Below are 15,025 nucleotides of genomic sequence, written 5' to 3'. Positions count from 1 at the left end.
CGCCCCGGCGGTCATGAAGCACCGGCGGCACCTGCCCGGGGCTCCGGCGGCGGGGCGGCGTGAAGAGGGGGCGTGGTGAGCGGACGGGCACGGCTGGCGTTGTGGGCGTGGGCGGCCACCCTGATGGCGGCGTGCGCGCTGCTGCCCCTGGTCGACCCGGCCTTCTGGATCCTCGAGGCGGCGGTCCTGCTGGCGGTCCAGTCGGGGGTGGGCGCGGCGGCCCGCCGGGTGCCGCTGGCCCGGCCGCTGACCATCGCCGCGCAGGCCGTGGTCGGGCTGATGCTGCTCACCCTGGACTTCGCCCGTCAGCAGGCCCTCGCCGGGCTGATCCCCGGCCCGGAGGCCTTCCGGCACTTCGCCGAGCTGCTGCGGCAGGGCAGCGACGACATCGCGCGCTATGCGATCCCCGCACCGCTCGGCTCCGACGGCATCCGTCTGATGCTGGTCGGCGGCGTGCTGGTGATCGGCCTGCTGGTGGACACCCTCGCGGTGACCTTCCGCAGCGCGGCTCCGGCGGGGCTGCCGCTGCTGGCTCTGTACTCCGTGGCCGCGGGGCTGTCCGACGGCGCCGCCGACTGGCTGTGGTTCCTGGTCGCGGCGGCCGGTTATCTGATGCTGCTGCTGGCCGAGGGCCGCGAGCGGCTCTCGCAGTGGGGCCGGGTCTTCGGCGGGGCCCCGCGCCTGCCGGGCGGCGACCGCGGCGGCGCGGTGGCCCCGGTGCGCACCGGGCGCCGCATCGGCGCGCTGGCGCTGGGCGTGGCCCTGGCGGTGCCGCTCGCGCTGCCCGCGATGGACGGCGGGCTGCTGGACGGCGCCGGGACGGGCGTCGGCTCCGGCACCGGGGGCGGCGGCACGATCTCCGCGGTCAACCCGCTGGTCTCCCTGCGCGACAGTCTCAACGTCGACGAGGACCGCCAGGTCCTGTCCGTCAAGACCGACTCGAGCGACATCTCCGGCCTGTACCTGCGGATCGTGTCCCTGGACGACTTCGACGGCAGCACCTGGAAGCCGTCGAAACGGAACATCACCGCCGTGCCGGGGGGCACCTTCCCCACGCCGGCCGGCCTGGGCCCCGACATCGAGCGGGTGGAGACGGAGACCACGATCTCGGCCGCGGACTGGTACGCCCAGGACTGGCTGCCGATGCCGTACCCGCCCAGCGGCGTCCGGATCGGCGGCAACTGGCGCTACGAGCCCGTCGGTATGACGCTGGTCGGCGACCACGGCCAGAACACGCGCGGGCTGACGTACGAGGTGCGGAGCCTGGACGTGCGGCCGACGGCGGAGCAGCTCGCCACGGCTCCGCGGCCGCCGGCGGCCCTGAGGCGGGAGTACACCGAGCTGCCGGACTCGCTGCCGCCGGTGGTGGCGCAGACCGCCCGGGACGTGACCGAAGGCGCGTCGAACCCCTATGAGCAGGCGGTCGCGCTCCAGGAGTACTTCGCGATCACCGGTGGGTTCGAGTACGACACCCAGGTGCAGGTCGGCAGCGGTTCGCAGGCCATCGCCCGCTTCCTGAAGGACAAGCAGGGCTTCTGCGTCCACTTCTCGTTCGCCATGGCGGCGATGGCCCGTTCCCTCGACATCCCGGCGCGGGTCGCGGTCGGGTTCGCGCCCGGCTCCCCGCAGGCGGACGGTTCGGTGTCGGTGGGACTGCGGGACGCGCACGCCTGGCCCGAGCTGTACTTCGAGGGGGTGGGCTGGACCCGGTTCGAGCCCACGCCGACCCGGGGTTCGGTTCCGCCCTACACGGTGGAGAACACGCCGGGGAACACGGTCCCCGACCCCGCGCTGCCGTCCCGGGACGCGACGTCGGAGCCGTCGGCGGCGCCCTCGACGAGCGAGAGCTGCTCGGCCCAGCAGAGGAAGCTGGAGGCCTGCCCGGGTGAGTCGGCGGCGGCGGTGCCGGTCACGGGAGGCGGCGGACCGAAGTGGTACGCGGTCCTGGGCTGGTCGCTGGGCGGGCTCGCGGTACTGGTGGTTCCGCTGGCACCGATGCTGTGGCGGATGCGGATCCGTTCGGTCCGGCTGGGTGGGCACGGCCGGGGCGAGGCGGACGCGGTGCCGCACGTCCTGGCGGTGTGGGAGGAGCTGACCGACACCGCCTGGGACTTCGGTATCCCGCCGGAGCAGTCGCAGACGCCGCGCAGGGCGGCGGCCCGGATCGTCCGGCTCGGGCAGCTCGACGCGGCCGCCGCGGCCGGGGTGCACCGGGTGGCGGACGCCGTGGAACAGGTTCTCTACGCGCCCCGGCCGCGCCCGGCCGCGGGTCTCACGGAGGACGTGCACCGCGTGAGCGCGGGCCTGCGGGCCACGGTCAGCCGGCGGACGGCACTGCGCGCACGGTTCGCCCCGCGTTCCACCGTCCGGGTGGTCTGGGCCGCGTCCGCCCGGTGGGCGGCCCTCGGGCGGCGCGTCTCGGCGGCCCGGCCGACGCTGCGGAAGACGTCGGGGCAGCAGGGCTGATCTTCCGAGCAGGAGGGGGCAGCGGGGCCGGCCGTTCACCCGACGGTCCGGGCCCGCTGCCGGTGGCGTGTCTCGCGAGAAGGGGCACCGGCATGCGTGAGGGGGTGACCACCGATTCGGTGGTCACCCCCTCACGCGACTGTCGTGGTGGGCGGAGAGCCGGCTACTGACCGCCTTGCTGCTCGTCCCGGCGCCGCTGCCAGCGCTCCTCTATGCGGTCCATCATGGAGCGTCTTTGCCGCGCCTGGCGGCCTGCCTGTGGCCCGGCGCCCACGGCGCCCACAGCGGGCTGCTCGCCCGGTTTGGGAGCCTTGCGCCAGCCGGTCACGGCGAGGACCGCGCAGCCCAGCATGACGAGGAAACCCACCACGCTGAGCCAGACTTGCTTGGCGACCATACCGGCCATGAGGAGCGCAATTCCCACGAGGAAGCCCGCGACCGCCTGGTAGACCCGCCGCCGGGTGTACGTACGCAGCCCGCTTCCCTCGAGCGCCGACGCGAACTTGGGATCTTCGGCGTACAGCGCTCGCTCCATCTGCTCGAGCATGCGCTGCTCGTGCTCCGAGAGCGGCACGGAGTCCTCCTCATCGTGCAGTCGCCGGGGCGACCCGGGGGGTCCCTTCAGGATAGGCAGGGAATCGCCCCCGTGAAACCCGCCCCTCTACGCCAATTGGCCAACCGGACTCCGTCATGGCCGCGCCGGCTCGCTGACATTCCCTTTCCCCAGCGGCCGACCCGTCATGCCGGGCGGTCTCCCTCGATCATACGGCGCCGGGCCCCCGTTCGGGGGGCCTGTGGCGTACTCCATCTGCAGCCGCGGCCCTGATCAGCGGCCTACCTCACCAGTCGGCACTCAGGCCTCTCCGGTCCCCCGGGTCTCACCGAGCACATGAAGTTGCGTGGCCACGGAGTGGAAGGCGGCGAGCTCGGCCGCCGCGGCCTCGAGCTTGAGCAGGGCGTCCAGGGCGCCGGGCTCGGTGTCCACCAGCACACCGGGGACGAGGTCGGCGAAGACCCGCACGCCGTGCACGGCGCCGACCCGGAGCCCCGCGTCCTCGACCAGGCCGGTGAGCTGCTCCGCGGTGAACCGGCGGGGCACCGGGTCGCCCGTGCCCCAGCGGCCGTCCGGGTCGTCGAGCGCCTGCCGGGCCTCCGTGAAGTGGCCGGCGAGAGCCCGTGCGAGCACGGCGCCGCCCAGACCGGCGGCGAGCAGGCTGAGGACGCCCTCGGCGCGCAGGGCGGCCACCGCGTTGCGGACGCCCTCCGCGGGGTCGTCCACGTACTCCAGGACGCCGTGGCACAGCACCACGTCGTGACCGCCGCGCTCGACGACGTCGAAGAGGCCGTGGACGTCGCCCTGGACGCCCCGCACCCGGTCGGCGACGTCGGCCTCGGCGGCCCGGCGCTCCAGGGCGAAGAGCGCGTTGGGGCTGGGGTCGACGACGGTGACGCGGTGGCCGAGGCGGGCCAGGGGCACCGCGAAGTTGCCGCTGCCGCCGCCGGTGTCCAGGACGTCCAGTGCCTGGCGGCCCGTGGCCTTGACCCGGCGGTCGAGGGCGTCCTGGAGGACCTCCCAGACCACGGCGGTGCGCAGGGCGGCGCGGGACCGGGAGGGGTCGGAGCGCAGCGACGCCGCTTCGGCGCGGTGGGGGGAGGCGGGCGGGCGCATCGGGTCCGACACGGCAGTTGACTCCTCGGCGCGGCACCGCCTCTGGCAGGGGCGGAGCGAACGGGCTGCCTCCCCGGCCCGGGTGCGGGAAGGGGCAGGCTTCAGGCGTCTCCCACCCTATTGCCTCCGGTGCGCCGACCGGTCACTCCGGGTACCCGCCGCCCGCCGCCGGCGCACCCGGCGGGCGGCCCGGGGCCTGCGTGTCCGTGTCGGGGCGGGGCTGGGGCAGGACCGGCTGGAGGACGAGCATCCGCTCCACGATGCGCAGGAACATCGACACGTCGCGCATCAGGTCGTCGGCGTCCCGGCTGCCCGCCGCTCCCTGGATGCCCGCCTCGGCCCGGGCCCGGCGCCGGGCGCCCGAGGCGAACAGCGCGCTCCAGTCGGCGAGCTCGGGCGCGATCTCGGGGAGCACCTCCCAGGCGCTGCGGATGCGGGCCCGGGCCCGCGGGGTGCTCTCGGGCCGGCCGCGCGCCGCGAGCACGGCGGCGGCGGTGCGCAGGGCGGCGAGGTGGGCCGTGGCGTACCGCTCGTTCGGTGTTTCGAGGACGCCGGCCTCCTCCAGTCCGGCGCGGGCCTGGGCGAGCAGGTCCAGGGCGGCGGGCGGGGCGGATGTCCGGCGGAGCACGGGGTGCACGTCGCTCGCCGGGCCGTTCAGTGAGGGGGCAGGGCCGGCTGCGCGGGGCCGCCGGGCGGCGGCTGCGGACGAGTGGGCCATGACGATCCTCCTGTCGTCTCCGTGACGGCACCCCCCGGCAGGAGGTGCCGTATGTGCCCATCGTGCGGTATGCCACTGACAATCCGTTCCGACCTGGACTTTTGATGCGATCGTGTGTTCGGGAGCCGGTGAGCCGCCAGGCCCTGCGGTCACCGTGCCGGGCAGGGTGCTGTGAGAATCGGGACCATGGAAAGCAGCAGCACCGCCTCGCCGGGCAGCAGCCGGCGCGAGGCCACCCGGCAGAAGCTCTACGAGGCGGCCGTCACCCTCATCGCCGAGCAGGGCTTCTCCGCCACCACCGTGGACGAGATCGCCGAGCGCGCCGGGGTCGCGAAGGGCACGGTCTACTACAACTTCGCCAGCAAGTCCGTCCTCTTCGAGGAGCTGCTGCGGCACGGGGTCGGGCTCCTGACGGCCTCGCTGCGGGAGGCGGCGGAGCGCACGGCGCGGGAGGGCCGGGGCCGGGTCGACGCGCTGGACGCGATGATCCGCGCCGGGCTGGTCTTCATCGACCGCTACCCCGCCTTCACCCAGCTGTACGTGGCGGAGCTGTGGCGGACCAACCGGGCCTGGCAGTCGACGCTCCTGGTGGTCCGGCAGCAGGCCGTCGCGGTGGTGGAGGACGTGCTGCGCGACGGGGTGGCCGGCGGCGAGTTCAGCGAGGAGATCGACGTGCCGCTGACCGCCGCCGCGCTGGTCGGCATGGTCCTGGTGGCGGCGCTGGACTGGAAGTCGTTCCAGCCGGAGCGGTCCCTCGACGACGTGCACGCGGCCCTGTCCCGGCTGCTCCAGGGGCGGGTGAGCGGCTGCCGCTGAGACGCGGGCCGGACACGAGGAACGCCGGTCCGTGGTGGCCGCGTCCCCCGCGGGCCACCGTCGGACCGGCGCCTTCTCCCCCGTACGTCCCCCCGTGGGCCCCCGTTCTCGGTCGTCCCCCGGGATCCCCCGTGCCTCGCTTCCGCCGGCCGCGGCCGGCGGAAGGAGCGGATCGCGGGCCCGGCTCCGTTCCGGCGCCCCGTGTCGCCGGTGCCGGAGCCGTGCCCCTCTCCGTGCCCCCACTCTCTCGTCATCGCAGGTCGGGACCCATCCGTGCGCGTACTCATCTCCTCGGCTAGGTACGGGTACTCAGTCCTGTGCAGCCGCGCCCACCGGGGCGCCGCACCGACCGGTCACCCGCACGCCCGTCGGGGTACTCAGCGGGGCCCGCGGGACGGCAGCCCTGGAGGCCGGGACCGCCGGGGACTCCTCACGGCCCCTCGGACCGGACCGTCGGTGGCGGCGGATAAAGTCCCTGGCATGGCACGGATTGCGGTGATCGGCGCCGGGATGGGCGCGATGGCGGCCGCCGCCCGGCTGGCCGTCGCGGGCCACCGGGTGGCGGTGTACGAGCGGACCGGGACGTACGGCGGGGCGGTGCGCCGCTTCGAGCGGGACGGCTTCTCCTTCGACACCGGCCCCGGTCTGCTGCCCCTGCCCGCGGTCTGGCGCGACCTGTTCGTCAAGACCGGCAAGGAGCCGCTGGAGTCCCGCGTCGAGCTGGTCCAGGTCGACCCGTCGTCACGGCACGTGTTCGCGGACGGCACGGAGGTCTCGCTGCCGAACGCCTCGCGGGCGGGCGTGGTCGCCGCCCTGGACGAGGCGCTCGGCGCCCCCGCCGGGCAGCGCTGGGGCGACCTGCTGGTGCGGGCCCGGGAGGCCTGGGACCGCACGCGCCGGCCGCTCCTCGAGGAGCCCCTGTGGCCCGACTGGCAGGTGCTGGCCGAACGCGAGCCGTACCCGGCGGTCCCCCACAAGCGGCTGCTGCGCACCCGCCGGGCCGGCACGCTCGCCGAGGTCGCCGCCTGGGAGCTGCGGGACCCCCGGCTCACCGCCCTGCTGGAGAGCCACGCGCTCGCGTACGGCCTCGATCCCCGGACCGTCCCGGCGAACGCGGCCGTGCTGCCGTACATGGAGCACGCCTTCGGCATGTGGTACGTGCGCGGCGGTCTGCGGGAGCTGGCGCGGGCGGTGTACGAGCGGTGCCGGGAGCGCCGGGTCGAGTTCCGCTTCGACACCGAGGTCACGGCGATCGTCGAGAAGGACGGCCGGGTGGCGGGCGTGGAGCTGGCCGGCGGTGAGGTGGCCGAGGCCGAGTTCGTGGTCGCCGGTGTGGCGCCCGGCGTGCTGGACCGCCTCGCCGGGGACACGGTGGTGCGCGGTGCGGGCGGGGTTCCGCCGCAGCGCGGGGCGGCGAGCCGGGTCACGGTGCTGCTGGCGCTGCGGGGCGGCCGTCCCGAGGGCACGGCGCACCGGACGGTGGTGCACGCCCAGGACCGTGCGGGCGAGCTGGACTCGCTGTTCGGTGCCGCGCCCGGTGCGCCCGCGGGTCCGACCGTCACGATCCTGCGGCCCGACGACCCGGGGCTGGTCCCCGGCCCGGACCACGAGGCGGTCACGCTCAGCTCGGTGGTGCCCTCCGGCGCCGACGCCGAGGGCAGTGCCGAGCGCCTCGTCGCTGTCGCCGAGCGGGCCGTGCCGGGGCTGCGCGACCGTCTCCTGTGGCAGGAGGTGCGCACCCCGGCCGACATCGCGGCGGAGACCGGAGCGGCGGGCGGCGCGGTTCCGGCTCCGGCGCTGGCGGCGGCGGGCGGCCGGCTGCTGCACGCGGGCAACAGCACGGCGCTCGCGGGGCTGTTCACGGCGGGCGGCTGGTCGCATCCCGGCGGTGGGCTGCCGCACGCGGGCATGTCGGGCGCGCTGGTCGCCGGACTCGTCGTGGAGGGGCCGGACTTCCGGGGCTCTCAGTGACCGCCGGGACGGCCGGGCCCGGGTGCCGTCAGAAGCGGTACTGCTCGTCGTATCCCTGACCCGGGCCCTGCGGCTGGCCGTTGCCCTGGTACGGGTACGCCTGCTCCGGCGGGAGTTCGCCGCCGTACGGGTCGTCGGCGGTGCGCTGCTGCGGCACCCACACCCCGCCGGGTGGGGTCTCGCCGCCGTAGCCGCCGGGTGTACCGGCGGGGTACTGGCCCTGCCCGTAGCCCTGCTGGTCGTACTGCGCCGTACCGGTGGTGTCGTAGCCGCCGGTGTCGTACGACCCGCCGCCGTAGGTGTGGGTGCCGATGTACGGGTCGGAGTAGGCGGCGTACTGCTGCTGGCCGGTGTCGTAGCCGTAGCCCTGCTGGCCGTAGCCGGAGTAGTCGTAGGCGTAGGCCTGGTCGGGGCTTTGCGCGGCCGGTGCCTGCTGGTCCTGGCCGTAACCGGAGCCGTCGCCGTACACGCCGTACGAACCGGTGTCGTCCGGCATGGGCTGCGGCGCGTAGACGGCGGTCGCCTCGGCGGGGCGGACCGGGGTGAAGACGTCGTCGCGGTCGTGGTCGTCGTGGCCGAAGGAGAGGCCGTCCCGGCCCGGCGCGCGGTCCTCGTGGGTGCCGGGGGCGGCGTCGCCCGCCTCCAGGCCGGAGACCTCCAACGTCGGTTCCTGGCGGCCCCGTTCGGGACGGCGGCGCTTGCTGCCCACCAGGCCCGCCGGGGCGTTGACCGCCCATCCGGCCTCGAAGCCACGGCGGAACGACAGGGTGACGTAGGTCTGGCCGACCGCGAAGGCGGCGGCGCCCGCTCCGATGACCAGCACGTTCGACATCAGCACGCCGGCCACCACGCCGGCGAACCCGCCGAAGGCGAGCAGCCGCCAGCGCAGCCGCGCCTTGTACTGCAGCAGCACCTCACCCAGCAGCCACAGCGCGACGATGCCGAACGCGATGTAGAGGACCGTCCAGCCCATGTACGCCCCTCTCCCAGTGGCCGTTACGCAGTGTGTCGCAAATACGTGCGGCCGGTCTAGGCCCGCGGGGGGTGGTGCAGGCCCAGGTTCTCGTAGATTTCCAGCGTCGCCGTGGAGTTGTTGAGCGTGATGAAGTGCAGCCCGGGCACACCCTCGGCCAGCAGCCGCGCGCAGAACTCCGTGGCGAACTCGATTCCAATGGAGCGTACAGCCGCCGGATCGTCCTGTGCCGCGAGGATGCGCTCTTTCAGCTTGGCCGGGAAGGAGGCGTTGCTGAGTTTCGGCAACCTCTCCAGCATCTTCACGCTGGTCACCGGCATGACCTCGGGGATGACCGGGGTCTCGCAGCCGGCCGCGGCGACCCGGTCGCGCAGGCGCAGGTACGACTCGGGCTGGAAGAACATCTGCGTGATCGCGTAGTCGGCGCCGGCCCGGCACTTGTCGACGAAGTGCGTCACGTCGGTGTCCCAGTCCGCGGAGCGCGGATGCATCTCCGGGAAGGCCGCGACGCCGACGCAGAAGTCGCCCGACTCCTTGATCAGCCTGACCAGCTCGGCCGCGTACGTGAGGCCCTCGGGGTGCGGGACCCAGTCGGCCGTCGGGTCACCGGGCGGGTCGCCGCGCACGGCCAGCATGTTGCGGATCCCCGCGTCGGCGTACTGGCCGATGATGTTGCGCAGCTCCGCGACGGAGTGGTCGACCGCGGTCAGGTGGGCGACCGGGGTCAGGGTCGTGTCGGCGACGATCTGCTCGGTCTCCTTGACCGTGCCCGCGCGGGTGGAGCCGCCCGCGCCGTAGGTCACGGAGACGAAGTCGGGGGCGACCGCCTCCACCCTCCTGAGCGCACTCCACAGGTTCCTCTCGCCCTTGGGCGTCTTCGGCGCGGAGAACTCGAACGAGTACGTCGTCTTGCCGGCGGCGAGGATGTCCCGCACGGTGCGTGCGCGATCAGTCCTGGTGGATGCGGTTCCAAGGGCCATACGGGCAGGTTAGCCAGGGAGTGGCGGCCCCCCAACCGGATGCGGGTCATTTGTCCGTATTGTCGACTTGTTGTCCATCCCTTGGACACATGCCTCCGGCAACCGCGCCGGACGTGCTCCCGGCCTACGCCTGCCGCAGGCGCTTCGCGAACTCGGCCGCCGCCGCACCGGGGTCGTCCGCCGCGGTGATGGCGCGGACCACGACGACCCGGCGGGCGCCCGCCTCCAGCACCTCGTCGAGGTTGCCGAGGTCGATGCCGCCGATCGCGAACCAGGGGCGGTCGGTGCCCAGGGACGCGGTGTACCGGACCAGGTCCAGGCCGGGCGCGTGGCGGCCGGGCTTGGTGGGGGTCGGCCAGCACGGACCGGTGCAGAAGTAGTCCACGCCCTCCTGGGCGGCGGCCGCGGCGGCCTCGGACTCGGCGTGCGTGGAGCGGCCGACGAGGACGTCGTCGCCGAGGATCGCCCGGGCGGCGGGCACCGGCAGGTCGCCCTGGCCGAGGTGCAGCACGTCGGCGCCGGCGGCGTGGGCGACGTCCGCCCGGTCGTTGACCGCGAGGAGCCTGCCGTGGCGGGCGCAGGCGTCGGCGAAGACCTTCAGGTGTTCCAGTTCCTCGGCGGCCTCCATGCCCTTGTCGCGCAGCTGCACGATGTCGACGCCGCCGGCCAGCACCGCGTCCAGGAATTCGGGCAGGTCGCCCTGGCTCCTGCGGGCGTCCGTGCACAGGTAGAGCCGGGCGTCGGCGAGCCGGGCGCGTGCGGTGGCGGCGGTCTCGGACATACGTGTGTCCCCCCAGATCGGTGACGTACGGGCCGCGGCGGGCGGCGGCGCGGCGGACGGCCGCCGCCGGTGGCGGCCGTGGCGTACGGACCGCGGGTGTCTCGCGGCCCGTACGCCGGACGGTGTGTCAGGTCAGACGGCGAGCGCCTGGGCGCGGCGCTTCACCTCCGTGCCGCGATTCTCGCTCAGCGCCTGCGCGGGGGTGCCGGGCAGGGTCGGGTCGGGCGTGAAGAGCCACTCGAGCATCTCCTCGACCGTGAAGCCGTCGTCCCGCAGCAGGGTCAGGGTCCCGACCAGGCCCTTGACGACCTTGTCCTCGTCGATGAAGGCCGCCGGGACGTGCAGCGCGCGGTTCTCACCACGGCGGACGGCGATGAGCTGGCCTTCCTTGATCAGCTGTCGCACGCGGGTCACCTCGACGCCGAGCATTTCGGCGATGTCGGGGACGGTGAGCCAGGCGGGTACGAGAGCATCGATCTTTGCGTCAATCTCGGTCACGTCTCAAGCCTGCCATCTGGCACTGACAGTCGGAAGCCGGACCCGTCCCAACCCGCCGACGGGGGACTACGCCGTCGCCGCCTTCAGCGGCCGCGCGGGGTCGGCGAGCAGCCGGGGGTCCATCCTGGCGCCCGCCTCGATCAGGCGCCTGCCCTGGGCCAGGTCCCGGGGGCGGCCCACCGCCAGCAGGGCGATCAGCCGCTCGTCGCGCAGCCAGCAGACCGTCCAGGCGGGACCGGAGGGGTCGCCGCGCCACAGGGTGCTGTCGGCGGACGTGTGGTGCCCCGCGTACTGGACGAACCGGCCGAACTGCTCGGACCAGAAGTACGGCACCGGGTCGTAGACCGGCGCGGCCTCGCCCGTGGGGGCGCCGACGATGTCGGCGGCGACCGTGCGCGGGCCCTGGAGGGCGTTGTCCCAGTGGTGGACGAGCAGGCGCTCCCCGTAGCGGCTTGAGGGGAAGGAGGCGCAGTCGCCGACCGCGTGGACGTCGCGCACGGAGGTGCGCAGGCGGTCGTCGGCCAGGACCTCGCCGTGCGCGCCGAGCTCGATGCCGGAGCCGGCGAGCCAGGCGGTGGCGGGCCGGGCGCCGATGCCGACGACGACGGCGCCGGCGGGCAGCCACGAGCCGTCATCGAGGACGACGTGACCGGGCTCGACCCGCTCCACGCGCGCGTGGGTGCGCAGGACGGCGCCCGCGTCGGCGTACCAGGCGGTCATGGGGGCGGCGACCTCGGCGGGCAGCGCCCCGGCGAGCGGCCGGTCGGCGGCCTCCACGACGGTCACCGCGCAGCCCGCCTCGCGCGCGGCGGTGGCGAACTCGGCGCCGATCCAGCCCGCGCCGACGACCACGATGTCGTGCTGCCGGGCGAGCACCGGGCGCAGCCGCTCCGCGTCGTCCAGGGTGCGCAGCAGATGCACGCCGGGGACGCCCTCGGCACCGGGCAGCCGGACCGGTTCGGCACCGGTCGCCACGACGAGGACGTCGTACGGCACGGGCCCGGCGGAGGTGTCCAGGACGTGCGCGTCGGGGCGCAGGCCCAGCGCCTCGCAGCCGAGCCGCAGCTCGATGCCGAGCGCCTCGAAGTCGACGTCGAAGGCGGAGCCCTCGGCCGTGCCGAGCAGGACGGCCTTGGACAGCGGGGGGCGGTCGTACGGCTGGTGGGGTTCGGCGCCGATCAGCGTCACGGTGCCGGTGAAGCCCTGTTCGCGCAGGGCGACCGCGGTCTGCACGCCCGCCATGCCCGCACCGACGACGACCACGCGTCGCTCCGCGTCCGCTCCCCGCTCCTGCGTCTGCTCGTTCACCTGATCACCTTAGACACCCGGCAAATCGCCGGTCAGTCCTCGTGCGCGGTGATCTCTTCCACAACGCTCGTCCCGCTGCCCTGCCGCGACTCCCACTCCCAGGTCTCCTCCAGGCGCACCCGCCCGTCGGGCAGGTCGACGACCGTCGACACGCAGTGCCCCGACGAGGTGCTGCCGTCGGTCCTGAGCTGCACGTACCGGAAGTCGAGCCGGTCGCCCGCGCGGGTGCCCACCAGCCGGCCGCGGACCACGTCGCCGCCCGCGTACTCGGCCCAGACCTCGCCGTCCTGCTCGTGGTAGGTGAACCGGGTGCGGGTCCCCACCTGGCCGGGGGCCTGGTCGGTGACCGGGGCGAGGACGAGACCGTCGAGCGAACGGGCCACGGTGGAGGCTCCCTTACGAGTTCGGCGCGCTGCGGGCTAGGGTGGCCAACGTAAAGCACTCGCGGGAGCCCGGACGCACCGGGCTGAGAGGGAGGCTGGCGGCCTCCGACCGTACGAACCTGATCCGGGTCATGCCGGCGAAGGGAGGGGCTGGACGCCCATGTCGTCCCCATCGATCGCACCGTTTGTACCACCCCGCACGCAGGACGTCCTCGTCGTGGGCGGCGGGATCATCGGCCTGGTCACGGCCTGGCGGTCCGCGCAGCGCGGGCTCGCCACGGCCCTCGTGGATCCCGAACCGGGTGGCGGGGCCGCCCAGGTGGCGGCCGGGATGCTGGCCGCCGTCACGGAACTGCACTACGGCGAGCAGACGCTGCTCGCGCTGAACCTCGCCTCGGCCCGCCGCTACCCGGAGTTCGCCGCCGAGCTGACCGACCTCACGGGCCACGACCTCGGTTACCGCCGCTGCGGCACGCTGGCCGTCGCGCTGGACGCCGACGACCGTGCCCACCTGCGGGAACTGCACGCGCTCCAGGAACGCTCGGGCCTGGAGTCCGAGTGGCTGTCGGGGCGCGAGTGCCGGCGCCTGGAGCCGATGCTCGCGCCGGGCGTGCGCGGGGGGCTGCGGGTGGACGGCGACCATCAGATCGACCCCCGGCGCCTGGCCGGCGCGCTGGTGGCCGCCTGCGAGCGCGCGGGCGTGGTGTTCCACCGGGTGTGGGCCGACCGGCTCGCCGTCGCCGGGGACCGGGCGACCGGCGTCGTCACGGCCGACGGCACGGTCCTGGGGGCCGGGCAGGTGGTGCTGGCCGGGGGCAGCCTGAGCGGGCGCCTCGCGGGCGTGCCGGACGCCGTGGTGCCGCCGGTGCGGCCGGTGAAGGGGCAGGTGCTGCGCCTGACCATGCCGCGCGCGCACGCGCCGCTGCTGAGCCGGACGGTGCGTGCCGTGGTGCGCGGCAACCCCCTCTACCTGGTGCCCCGGGAGAGCGGCGAGCTGGTCGTCGGCGCCACCAGCGAGGAGCAGGGCTGGGACACGACGGTGACCGCGGGCGGCGTCTACGAGCTGCTGCGCGACGCCCACGAACTGGTCCCCGGCATCACCGAGCTGCCCCTCACGGAGACCCGCTCGGGCCTGCGTCCCGGCTCCCCGGACAACGCCCCGCTGCTCGGCCCGACCGGGCTGGAGGGGCTGCTGCTGGCCACCGGGCACTACCGCAACGGCGTGCTGCTGACCCCGGTCACCGGCGACGTCATGGCGCACGTCCTGACCACCGGGGAACTCCCGGAGGAGGGCCGCCCCTTCACTCCCCGGCGCTTCGGCGCCGCTGTCCTCGCCGAGCACACCGTCCTCACGGAGCAGGCCGTATGAACATCTCCGTCAACGGGGAGCCGCGCGAGGTGGCTCCCGGCACGGCCCTGGACGCCCTGGTGGGCACGCTCACCGCGGCGCCGTCAGGAGTGGCCGCCGCCCTGAACGAGACCGTCGTCCCGCGCACGCAGTGGTCCGCCACCGCCCTGTCCGACGGCGACCGCGTCGAAGTCCTCACCGCCGTCCAAGGAGGCTGACCCATGGCCGACGATCCCTTCGTCCTCGGCGGTACGGCCTACTCGTCCCGCCTGATCATGGGCACCGGCGGCGCGCCCAGCCTGGACGTGCTCGAGCACGCGCTGGTGGCGTCCGGCACGGAGCTGACGACCGTCGCGATGCGCCGGGTGAACCCGTCCGTGCACGGGTCCGTGCTGTCGGTCCTGGAGAAGCTCGGCATCCGGGTGCTGCCGAACACGGCCGGCTGCTTCACCGCCGGGGAGGCCGTCCTCACCGCCCGCCTGGCCCGCGAGGCCCTCGGCACGGACCTGGTCAAGCTGGAGGTCATCGCCGACGAGCGCACCCTGCTGCCGGACCCGGTCGAGCTGCTGGACGCGGCGGAGACGCTGGTGGACGACGGCTTCACGGTGCTGCCGTACACGAACGACGACCCGGTCCTCGCCCGGAAGCTGGAGGACGTCGGGTGCGCGGCGATCATGCCGCTCGGGTCGCCGATCGGGTCCGGGCTCGGCATCCGCAACCCGCACAACTTCCAGCTGATCGTGGAGCACGCGCGCGTGCCGGTGATCCTGGACGCGGGCGCCGGTACGGCGTCGGATGTGGCGCTGGCGATGGAGCTGGGGTGTGCGGGGGTGATGCTCGCCTCGGCGGTGACGCGGGCGCAGGAGCCGGTTCTGATGGCGGCCGCCATGCGCTCCGCCGTGGAGGCGGGGCGGCTGGCCCGCCGGGCGGGGCGGATTCCGCGGCGGCATTTCGCGGAGGCGTCGTCTCCTGCGGAGGGCTTGGCGGTACTGGATCCGGAGCGGCCCGCTTTTCAGTGAGCCCGTGCTGTCGCTCGTTCTCCCACCCGCTTCCAGTCGGACACGAGGCGGACCTCTCCCGTGGGGGCCGAGCGCCGTCGGCGGCGTCCGGTCCG

At 74.7% G+C, this 15,025-nt stretch carries 15 protein-coding genes and 1 riboswitch; of the genes, 6 read left to right on the top strand and 9 right to left on the bottom strand.

Annotated features, from left to right (window positions below):
- The first annotated feature begins 123 nt into the window (after positions 1 to 123).
- Positions 124 to 2,466, top strand: a complete 2,343-nt coding sequence (locus IEZ05_RS02280; protein WP_189228553.1) for a transglutaminase TgpA family protein — start codon at positions 124 to 126, stop codon at positions 2,464 to 2,466.
- Positions 2,467 to 2,629: 163 nt separating this feature from the next.
- On the opposite strand, the gene IEZ05_RS02275 is transcribed toward IEZ05_RS02280, so the two are convergent.
- The 3 genes from IEZ05_RS02275 to IEZ05_RS02265 form a co-directional block, all read right to left on the bottom strand.
- Positions 2,630 to 3,040 carry a DUF3040 domain-containing protein gene (locus IEZ05_RS02275; RefSeq protein ID WP_189228240.1) on the bottom strand — a complete coding sequence of 137 codons (411 nt, stop codon included), beginning with the start codon at positions 3,038 to 3,040 and terminating at the stop codon, positions 2,630 to 2,632.
- 279 nt (positions 3,041 to 3,319) lie between these two features.
- Complete coding sequence (locus IEZ05_RS02270; RefSeq protein ID WP_189228239.1) at positions 3,320 to 4,147, bottom strand: methyltransferase; 828 nt, start codon at positions 4,145 to 4,147, stop codon at positions 3,320 to 3,322.
- Positions 4,148 to 4,277: 130 nt separating this feature from the next.
- The gene (locus tag IEZ05_RS02265) at positions 4,278 to 4,853 is read right to left on the bottom strand and encodes an SAV_6107 family HEPN domain-containing protein (RefSeq protein WP_189228238.1); all 576 of its coding nucleotides are present in this window, start codon (positions 4,851 to 4,853) and stop codon (positions 4,278 to 4,280) included.
- A 186-nt stretch (positions 4,854 to 5,039) separates the two neighbouring features.
- Between IEZ05_RS02265 and IEZ05_RS02260 the strand changes: the two genes are divergently transcribed.
- Both IEZ05_RS02260 and IEZ05_RS02255 read left to right on the top strand, forming a co-directional pair.
- A complete protein-coding gene (locus IEZ05_RS02260) occupies positions 5,040 to 5,669 on the top strand; it encodes a TetR/AcrR family transcriptional regulator (protein ID WP_189228237.1) in 630 nt (209 codons plus the stop codon).
- Between the two features lie 480 nt (positions 5,670 to 6,149).
- Positions 6,150 to 7,640 carry a phytoene desaturase family protein gene (locus tag IEZ05_RS02255; RefSeq protein WP_189228236.1) on the top strand — a complete coding sequence of 497 codons (1,491 nt, stop codon included), beginning with the start codon at positions 6,150 to 6,152 and terminating at the stop codon, positions 7,638 to 7,640.
- 28 nt (positions 7,641 to 7,668) lie between these two features.
- Here the strand turns inward: IEZ05_RS02255 and IEZ05_RS02250 are convergent, their stop codons facing one another.
- From IEZ05_RS02250 to IEZ05_RS02225, 6 genes are all read right to left on the bottom strand, one after another.
- On the bottom strand, positions 7,669 to 8,613 hold the full coding sequence (locus tag IEZ05_RS02250; protein ID WP_189228235.1) for an SCO2102 family sporulation regulator: 945 nt from the start codon (positions 8,611 to 8,613) through the stop codon (positions 7,669 to 7,671).
- A gap of 56 nt (positions 8,614 to 8,669) precedes the next feature.
- Positions 8,670 to 9,593 (bottom strand): methylenetetrahydrofolate reductase [NAD(P)H], encoded by a 924-nt coding sequence (gene metF, locus IEZ05_RS02245; RefSeq protein ID WP_189228234.1) that lies wholly within the window; start codon positions 9,591 to 9,593, stop codon positions 8,670 to 8,672.
- 124 nt (positions 9,594 to 9,717) lie between these two features.
- Positions 9,718 to 10,374, bottom strand: a complete 657-nt coding sequence (gene thiE, locus IEZ05_RS02240) for a thiamine phosphate synthase (RefSeq protein WP_189228233.1) — start codon at positions 10,372 to 10,374, stop codon at positions 9,718 to 9,720.
- Positions 10,375 to 10,506: 132 nt separating this feature from the next.
- Entirely contained in the window at positions 10,507 to 10,872 is a 366-nt protein-coding gene (locus tag IEZ05_RS02235; RefSeq protein ID WP_189228232.1) for an Rv2175c family DNA-binding protein, read from the bottom strand.
- 66 nt (positions 10,873 to 10,938) lie between these two features.
- Positions 10,939 to 12,180, bottom strand: a complete 1,242-nt coding sequence (locus tag IEZ05_RS02230) for an NAD(P)/FAD-dependent oxidoreductase (RefSeq protein ID WP_189228231.1) — start codon at positions 12,178 to 12,180, stop codon at positions 10,939 to 10,941.
- Positions 12,181 to 12,212: 32 nt separating this feature from the next.
- Positions 12,213 to 12,563: a hypothetical protein gene (locus IEZ05_RS02225; protein WP_189228230.1), complete on the bottom strand. Its 351-nt coding sequence runs from the start codon at positions 12,561 to 12,563 to the stop codon at positions 12,213 to 12,215.
- 51 nt (positions 12,564 to 12,614) lie between these two features.
- Positions 12,615 to 12,726, top strand: a riboswitch (TPP riboswitch).
- Here IEZ05_RS02225 and thiO point away from each other — a divergent pair.
- From thiO to IEZ05_RS02210, 3 genes are all read left to right on the top strand, one after another.
- Positions 12,724 to 13,932 (top strand): glycine oxidase ThiO, encoded by a 1,209-nt coding sequence (gene thiO, locus IEZ05_RS02220; RefSeq protein WP_189228229.1) that lies wholly within the window; start codon positions 12,724 to 12,726, stop codon positions 13,930 to 13,932. Its footprint overlaps the riboswitch before it by 3 nt.
- A complete protein-coding gene (gene thiS, locus IEZ05_RS02215) occupies positions 13,929 to 14,129 on the top strand; it encodes a sulfur carrier protein ThiS (RefSeq protein WP_189228228.1) in 201 nt (66 codons plus the stop codon). The genes thiO and thiS overlap by 4 nt, the downstream gene beginning before the upstream one ends.
- A gap of 3 nt (positions 14,130 to 14,132) precedes the next feature.
- Positions 14,133 to 14,930 (top strand): thiazole synthase, encoded by a 798-nt coding sequence (locus tag IEZ05_RS02210; protein ID WP_189228227.1) that lies wholly within the window; start codon positions 14,133 to 14,135, stop codon positions 14,928 to 14,930.
- Positions 14,931 to 15,025 lie beyond the last annotated feature (95 nt).

Source organism: Streptomyces flaveolus, assembly GCF_014648815.1.
In the GTDB taxonomy this organism is placed as follows: Bacteria; Actinomycetota; Actinomycetes; order Streptomycetales; family Streptomycetaceae; genus Streptomyces; species Streptomyces flaveolus.
The sequence above is the reverse complement of the archived record's forward strand: the minus strand, read 5'-3'. Positions and strand labels throughout refer to the sequence as shown.

Coding starts and splice junctions, on each gene's coding strand:
- IEZ05_RS02280 (WP_189228553.1), top strand. CDS start 124: ATGGCGGCGTGCGCGCTGCTGCCCCTGGTCGACCCGGCCTTCTGGATC.
- IEZ05_RS02265 (WP_189228238.1), bottom strand. CDS start 4,853: ATGGCCCACTCGTCCGCAGCCGCCGCCCGGCGGCCCCGCGCAGCCGGC.
- IEZ05_RS02260 (WP_189228237.1), top strand. CDS start 5,040: ATGGAAAGCAGCAGCACCGCCTCGCCGGGCAGCAGCCGGCGCGAGGCC.
- IEZ05_RS02255 (WP_189228236.1), top strand. CDS start 6,150: ATGGCACGGATTGCGGTGATCGGCGCCGGGATGGGCGCGATGGCGGCC.
- IEZ05_RS02250 (WP_189228235.1), bottom strand. CDS start 8,613: ATGGGCTGGACGGTCCTCTACATCGCGTTCGGCATCGTCGCGCTGTGG.
- metF (WP_189228234.1), bottom strand. CDS start 9,593: ATGGCCCTTGGAACCGCATCCACCAGGACTGATCGCGCACGCACCGTG.
- thiE (WP_189228233.1), bottom strand. CDS start 10,374: ATGTCCGAGACCGCCGCCACCGCACGCGCCCGGCTCGCCGACGCCCGG.
- thiO (WP_189228229.1), top strand. CDS start 12,724: ATGTCGTCCCCATCGATCGCACCGTTTGTACCACCCCGCACGCAGGAC.
- thiS (WP_189228228.1), top strand. CDS start 13,929: ATGAACATCTCCGTCAACGGGGAGCCGCGCGAGGTGGCTCCCGGCACG.
- IEZ05_RS02210 (WP_189228227.1), top strand. CDS start 14,133: ATGGCCGACGATCCCTTCGTCCTCGGCGGTACGGCCTACTCGTCCCGC.